This window comes from Nostoc sp. FACHB-892 (assembly GCF_014698795.1).
Lineage (GTDB): Bacteria > Cyanobacteriota > Cyanobacteriia > Cyanobacteriales > Nostocaceae > Nostoc.
In genome coordinates this window covers 1-6086 of the sequence record NZ_JACJTR010000116.1, presented here as the reverse complement: position 1 = coordinate 6086, position 6086 = coordinate 1, and the positions used below count along the sequence as shown (strand labels likewise).

General features: G+C 40.5%; 8 protein-coding genes and 1 pseudogene. 7 read left to right on the top strand and 2 right to left on the bottom strand.

From position 1 onward, the window contains the following. From H6G96_RS39920 to H6G96_RS39900, 6 genes and pseudogenes are all read left to right on the top strand, one after another. Positions 1 to 106, top strand: a pseudogene (locus H6G96_RS39920) (IS5/IS1182 family transposase); the annotation flags it as partial. Positions 107 to 160: 54 nt separating this feature from the next. After that, complete coding sequence (locus tag H6G96_RS42790; RefSeq protein WP_277933116.1) at positions 161 to 295, top strand: hypothetical protein; 135 nt, start codon at positions 161 to 163, stop codon at positions 293 to 295. Positions 296 to 352: 57 nt separating this feature from the next. Next, positions 353 to 586 (top strand): hypothetical protein, encoded by a 234-nt coding sequence (locus H6G96_RS39915; RefSeq protein ID WP_190920092.1) that lies wholly within the window; start codon positions 353 to 355, stop codon positions 584 to 586. A 224-nt stretch (positions 587 to 810) separates the two neighbouring features. Further along, positions 811 to 1167 carry a hypothetical protein gene (locus H6G96_RS39910; protein ID WP_190920090.1) on the top strand — a complete coding sequence of 119 codons (357 nt, stop codon included), beginning with the start codon at positions 811 to 813 and terminating at the stop codon, positions 1165 to 1167. Positions 1168 to 1367: 200 nt separating this feature from the next. Beyond that, a complete protein-coding gene (locus H6G96_RS39905) occupies positions 1368 to 1592 on the top strand; it encodes a hypothetical protein (RefSeq protein ID WP_190920088.1) in 225 nt (74 codons plus the stop codon). A 274-nt stretch (positions 1593 to 1866) separates the two neighbouring features. Further along, positions 1867 to 2088, top strand: a complete 222-nt coding sequence (locus tag H6G96_RS39900) for a hypothetical protein (RefSeq protein WP_190920086.1) — start codon at positions 1867 to 1869, stop codon at positions 2086 to 2088. 155 nt (positions 2089 to 2243) lie between these two features. On the opposite strand, the gene H6G96_RS39895 is transcribed toward H6G96_RS39900, so the two are convergent. Continuing rightward, complete coding sequence (locus H6G96_RS39895) at positions 2244 to 3275, bottom strand: NADP-dependent oxidoreductase (protein WP_190920084.1); 1032 nt, start codon at positions 3273 to 3275, stop codon at positions 2244 to 2246. A gap of 207 nt (positions 3276 to 3482) precedes the next feature. Beyond that, on the bottom strand, positions 3483 to 4604 hold the full coding sequence (cax, locus tag H6G96_RS39890) for a calcium/proton exchanger (RefSeq protein ID WP_190920082.1): 1122 nt from the start codon (positions 4602 to 4604) through the stop codon (positions 3483 to 3485). Between the two features lie 748 nt (positions 4605 to 5352). Here cax and H6G96_RS39885 point away from each other — a divergent pair. After that, the gene (locus tag H6G96_RS39885; RefSeq protein ID WP_190920079.1) at positions 5353 to 5814 is read left to right on the top strand and encodes a GUN4 domain-containing protein; all 462 of its coding nucleotides are present in this window, start codon (positions 5353 to 5355) and stop codon (positions 5812 to 5814) included. The last annotated feature ends 272 nt before the right edge of the window (positions 5815 to 6086 follow it).

Sequence of the window (6086 nt, the reverse complement as noted above, 5' to 3'; positions counted from 1 at the left end):
ACGACGTTTCTTTGATAATCAAGCTGTTGAATTATTTCTCCAATGTGCTGCGCTTAACCGCATGATCCAGTTAGGCAAGCCGGACAGTTACAAAGTAGAAAACTAATACTACTCCACTATCGGATTACTATGTCTTTTTTTCATTCACGCAACAAAGCCAATGGAATTACTCAATTCCCTGTTAACGACACCTGCACCACTTGCTGCGGTGGCTGTTGGTCATGCCCCTGAAGCAGCAGAACCCAAGGTAATTAGTCTCAAGACTATCAGTAAAAACTTCTGGCGACATTTGTAAATCAGCTTGGCGGAAAATATTGTGAGAAAATTCCAGAATTCAATAAGGAATAAAGCTATGGTAAAGATAATTGTTACCTCTTGGGAGTCAGAGGGGTATGGGCATTCTACCCACAGTCTAGCCGAAATAGATTCTCAATACCAAAAAATAAGAGACATATCTGACCAGCTAGGAATTGATATCCCAGACTTGGATATACATGTAGGATCAGTTAGCACCCGAACACAGATTATCGCTGATGAATCTGTATTAGATCATGTAGCTCCTATTTATTACTCTGAGGCAGATTGATAATATCCCCCAGTGCGGTATGCATTGGAGGATATTTTTAACTGACTTTCAGCTTAATCGCTTGTTTGTCCTCTGGGTTTTTGCGTATGACATCACTTAACCATTAGAATATCTTTTCTGAATATGGAAATTTTATGTAAATTTAACCACATCTACCTAACAAAAGTTTACAATATAGTTACTGAAACTAATCTAGCTACAACCAACAAGCTTTGGTTCCACCCATGACTGATAACAAACAAGTTGTCTCCCAACTCATTCAACAAAAACCAAGACGTGTTTTGGTTGTAGCTCCAAGTGAACTCACTATCCACCACCGTCACAGACAATCCTTTCAGGTACTACCCACTTTAAGCAATTACATTTTCAAAGTCATCGCTAAATTGTCTATTGTCAGCACTATGTTGTTTGGCATCAGTGCATTGGGCTACTGGGGATTAGAAATTGTTGAAGCTAACACAATCCCGATAATAGAAGAGAGATACGATTGGCAAACCCAAAAACATATTTGTTTCGGTTGGATGCTAGTTACTTTTTCTAGCTTCCTTGGGAGTGCTTCTTTTGATAACGAGTCTCACTAATAACATTCAGAGGATAGAGTTGATAATAAGAATTCATTACTCATAAATCAGAAATAAAAAGTCATACTTGAGAAGTAATCTCATATAATCGGTAGATTTCTAATCGAAATTTTTATTAATTTTCTAACTATTTAGATAGATTTATTCAAAATAGATGAATTTTTCTAGTTAATATTTAAATAAATTCTTATGAAAGAATTATGAATCCCATTAATCAGGCTATTTTAGAATCTTTGCGTTCTGGTGAGAAAACTGCTGGAGAATTAAAGGACATATTTGATTGTAGTTATAGTGTTCTTGATAAAGCATTGCAGGATCTGATTGACACACAGGAGATTGAAGCAGGATGGAGTAATGATAATTATCCAGCTAGAATCTATCGGCTAAAGCGCCAGCAACAATCTGTGACTTTTTGGAAAAATTAGTCATTCTTTTTTAATGCTAAATAATTTTCCCAATCTCAATTATCTCAAAAAATACTCTTTATTAGCGAATTTATCACTCAACATCAACTTTTAAATAACTGACCTCTCTATCCGACAACTAGCCGTAACGGAGCGCGAGAATTGTTTATCCTGGGTGGGGGATTTGGAGCGAATTTTTGAAGGGGGCCATACCAGAGAGTTAGTGGAGTATATTAAAAAATTTGGGGAGACGCGATAATTGTAATAGAGGCATTTATTCATTTGAAGGGGAATTATGTCAGCAAGAGTAGAGCCGCAGAATACTATCACTAGAAAGAATCTCGTTTCTAGCTTGATAATTGGGTTAATTGTTGGACTATTGGCTGGTCTTCCTTTGGGTTGGGTAGCTCATCGGTTCTATGCCGAACAACGGTTAGCTGATGTGTTAATTTGTCGGGAAAAGAATCGGGACTTGCCGGAAGTTCAACTTCAGTCTCTTTGCGGGTCAAGATTCTAAAGTAAATCGCCAATAATCAATACCTGTCCATTCTCAGTATGTAGGGCAGACAGACACAGGTAGCGTTAAAAATGCGAAGTCTGTCTTGCAGTCTAGGCTGGCAACCGTAAAGCGAAAACTAGCAAGTATAGTACGTATTATCTGCCATAAATTTTTCAGGTAGGCTCATTTGAGACTTTAATAACCAGTTTTCCCTTTTTGTTACCGTCGAAAAGTTTTAGGATCGCCTTGGGTGCATTTTCCAAGCCTTCGACAATCTCAAGAGCATATTTAATTTTCCCCTGGTTTAGCCACTGTCCAATCTCCGCTATCGCTTCATGAAATCGAGGAATATAATCCAAGATAATAAATCCCTGGACGAGAGCGCGTTTCATGAGAATTTGGCTGTAATTATATGGACCAGGAACAGGCTTTGAAGCATTATAGGTTGAGATTAAACCGCATAAAGGCAGGCGGGCGTGCAGATTAATTTTGGTTAGGACGGCATCAAGGATTATTCCGCCAACATTGTCAAAATACACATCGATTCCATTGGGACAAGCTTGAGCTAATGCTTTTTCTAAATCTCCAGTTTTATAGTTAATTGCTGCATCAAAGCCAAGTTCTTCTGTAAGCCAACGGCACTTTTCATCACTGCCAGTTATACCAACTACCCGACACCCCTTGATCTTAGCAATTTGTCCAACAATGGAACCAACTGCCCCAGCTGCGGCTGAAACGACCACAGTTTCTCCAACTTTTGGCTGTCCTATATCTAATAACCCAAAATAAGCTGTAAAACCAGTAGCTCCCAGTGGCCCGGTAAATGCGTTGAGCGGACAAGGTAGAGGATTAGGTAATGGCGTCAGCGAAAAACCACTGTTTCCAAGGGCGATGGCGTAATCTTGCCAGCCTAGCATCCCTGATACCAAATCCCCCTGTTTAAAGTTGGGATTTTTGGACTCTTCAACCACACCTATAATCCCACCACGCATAACTTCCCCAATTTCAACAGGAGGCATATATTGCTCTATATCGCTCATCCAGATCCGATTGGTAGGATCTAGTGACAGATATATTGTACGTACCAGCACCTCATCATCTTTTGGGCTGGGGATTGGCTCTTCTCGGTACTCAAAATCGCTTTCTTTAATGTCACCAACGGGGCGAGCAGCTAATAGAAACTGTCGATTTATCGCTCTAGTCATAAGTTTTTGTTGGGTGTGACTGAGAGTTGGTCAAAGTCAATACAGACTTCCTTGGGTTTTCTTGGGTCTTATAGCATTATTTTACAGTATCCCACTTCACCAGCACCCCATCAACAATCGTAATGCCCCACTGCCCAAACTTCATCAGCTTTACTAAAAAAATGGCAAGAAGTTTGAATAACATTAAACAGCAACAAGGATTAGCATTCAAACTGGATGGAAGTAAAAGGCAGCACCCAATATAGCATAGGTTGCTAGCAGCAACATCCCCTCTAACCAGTTAGAGCGACCATCCAAACTAATTAAGTTGGCAATGACCACTGCAATAATCACTGCAACAACCTCAAACAAGTTAAAGTTTAAATCCATTGGCTGCCCAATTACCTGCCCAACTAGTACAAGGAGCGGCGCAACCAACAAAGCAACTAGTAGACTCGACCCCATTGCTACAGATACTGCCAAATCCATATTGTTCTTAATCGCTACTCGGACAGCAGTTACATATTCGGCTGCACCTCCAACTAGTGGTAACAGAATTACTCCAGTAAACAAAGGTGTCAATCCTAGCCCTTTTGTTGCCTCTTCAACCGCACCAACAAAAATCTCAGACACGAACGCTATACCAATTGTTGCCGCAAGCAAAATACCAACCCAAAGGCTCAAGTTTGGCAAAGAATGTTTATCTTGTTCGGTGGTTTGGTCTTCAGAAACCTTATCTTCTAGTTCTACAACCCCAACATCGTATAGGTAGCTGTGAGTCTTCAAAGAGAATAACAGGGTCAAACCATAAACTACAATTAAAATAACTGCTACAAAAATAGACAGCTTAGTAATAGCGCTTTGCTCGACCACATTAGATGTAGTAATCACCATTGCTGGGAGTACAATTGCAGTCACTGCTAGTGTCATTGTCGAACCATTGACTCGCGCTGCCATTGGCTGAAAAGTCTGCTCCTTATAGCGTAAACCTCCTAGCAACATAGATAGCCCCATTACCAGCAGTAAATTACTGATAATTGTCCCGGTAATACTGGCTTTGACAATATCTACTAAGCCTTGTTTGAGAGCTACTAGAGCAATAATTAGCTCAGTTGCATTACCGAAGACTGCATTTAACAAACCTCCTATAGAAGGCCCTAAAACTACAGCAATTTCTTCTGTTGCCTGACTCAGCCAAACTGCTAACGGAATGATTGCAACTGCTGAAAGCCCAAACACTATTAATGCATCCCATCCTAACTTTTCTGCCACAATGGCAATCGGAACAAAAACTAGTAAACCAATTGAAATTAAATTTTTAGGTTGTATATTTTTGAGCGCGGTTGGCATAACTATATAGCTCTAATAATGAGAACTCTCGTTTAATGAATTAAAATAACTGCATCAAAGAACCAATTTTTCTTATCTGTAACACTTGCAAAAAAACCTACCAATATATCAATTTGCTTTTCCTAAAGGATTTTATCTGCTGCAAAGAACTTTGCTAACTGGCTAAAGATGGATGAGGCTGGTAAATAAACTAATCCCTTCGATTGCTTTTTTTCCCAAACGTCATTTTCATTCGAGCTTTGCAAGACCAATGAAAACGCTCTACGTGGCGTGATGAATATATGGAACTACCACGCTCTGCAATCCGCACCGACATTTGTGGTGGAATTCCGCAGTCTCTTAGTGGGGTTACGATGTACGTAATCGGCTGATTGCTGATGTGTTTGATGATAATGGGCAAGAATTCATCCAATTCACCAATGGTAAAGAAATACTGGTAGAGGCGGCTTCGCGTTGGGAGTGGGAACGAGTCCTGGAATATGCTAGTAGTTGAAATGCGTTCCCTCTTTGGGTTGCCGTAAACATCGCTACTCATTCCCTATCGGAAACCGCTGCATCATTTCTGTAACCGCCACAGCCTCACCCGACGCTGTATACACAACCTCACCCGACATCGCACAATACGCTGCCGCATCACCCAATTAAACCAAGCGCTGACATCCAAGGACATAGGGGAGCAATGCGATGATAATTATCGAACTGTTACAGTTATTCTAAGTACTAGAATCTGCAACAGCAATAGGTGTAAGTGTCTCAAATCAAATTATTGTCAGAGTCCAATATAGACTATACACGGCTGCATGAGCTACTGGTTGCAAGCGATTGGCAACTAGCCGATGAAGAAACAGCAATGCTCATGCTCAAAGCGGCTGGTCGTGAAAAGCAAGGCTGGCTCGATACAGAGTCAATTAGCAAATTTCCTTGTACTGACCTTTGCACAATTGACCAATTATGGACGAAATACTCAAATAAACAGTTTGGATTTAGTGTACAGAAGCGAATCTACGAAGAAGTTAAAGGAGATACAATCGAATGGGGTAAGCATGTTGGTTGGTATCAAAATGAGAGTTGGTTAAATTACTCAAACTTCACTTTTAGTAGTGATGCTCCAACTGGACACTTCCCAGCAAAATTTGTGCGGTTCGTTGTAGGCTGGGGTTGGTGGTTTGGGCCGTTTTTTGTAGTTAGAATTGCTCAATGCCGATTGTAGAAGTATATGTTCACTAATAAAAGTTATTTTTTATACTTACAATTCTACAATAGCGGATACCGCCGCATCATGTCCTGCAATTCTACTGCTTCACCTTCGTGTACACCTCTGCCCCAGACAACTCTTTTCGGAGGCACTTTAGGGTGGCGTTGTTGCGTGAATAAGGAAAATGGTAAATTTTACCTATCGCCTATATTCTCTTGCCGCCTAGCCCAACGATGAAGACGAAAGCCCAGTATAAAGTTCGGAATTGGAACGCTTATGATGCAGCA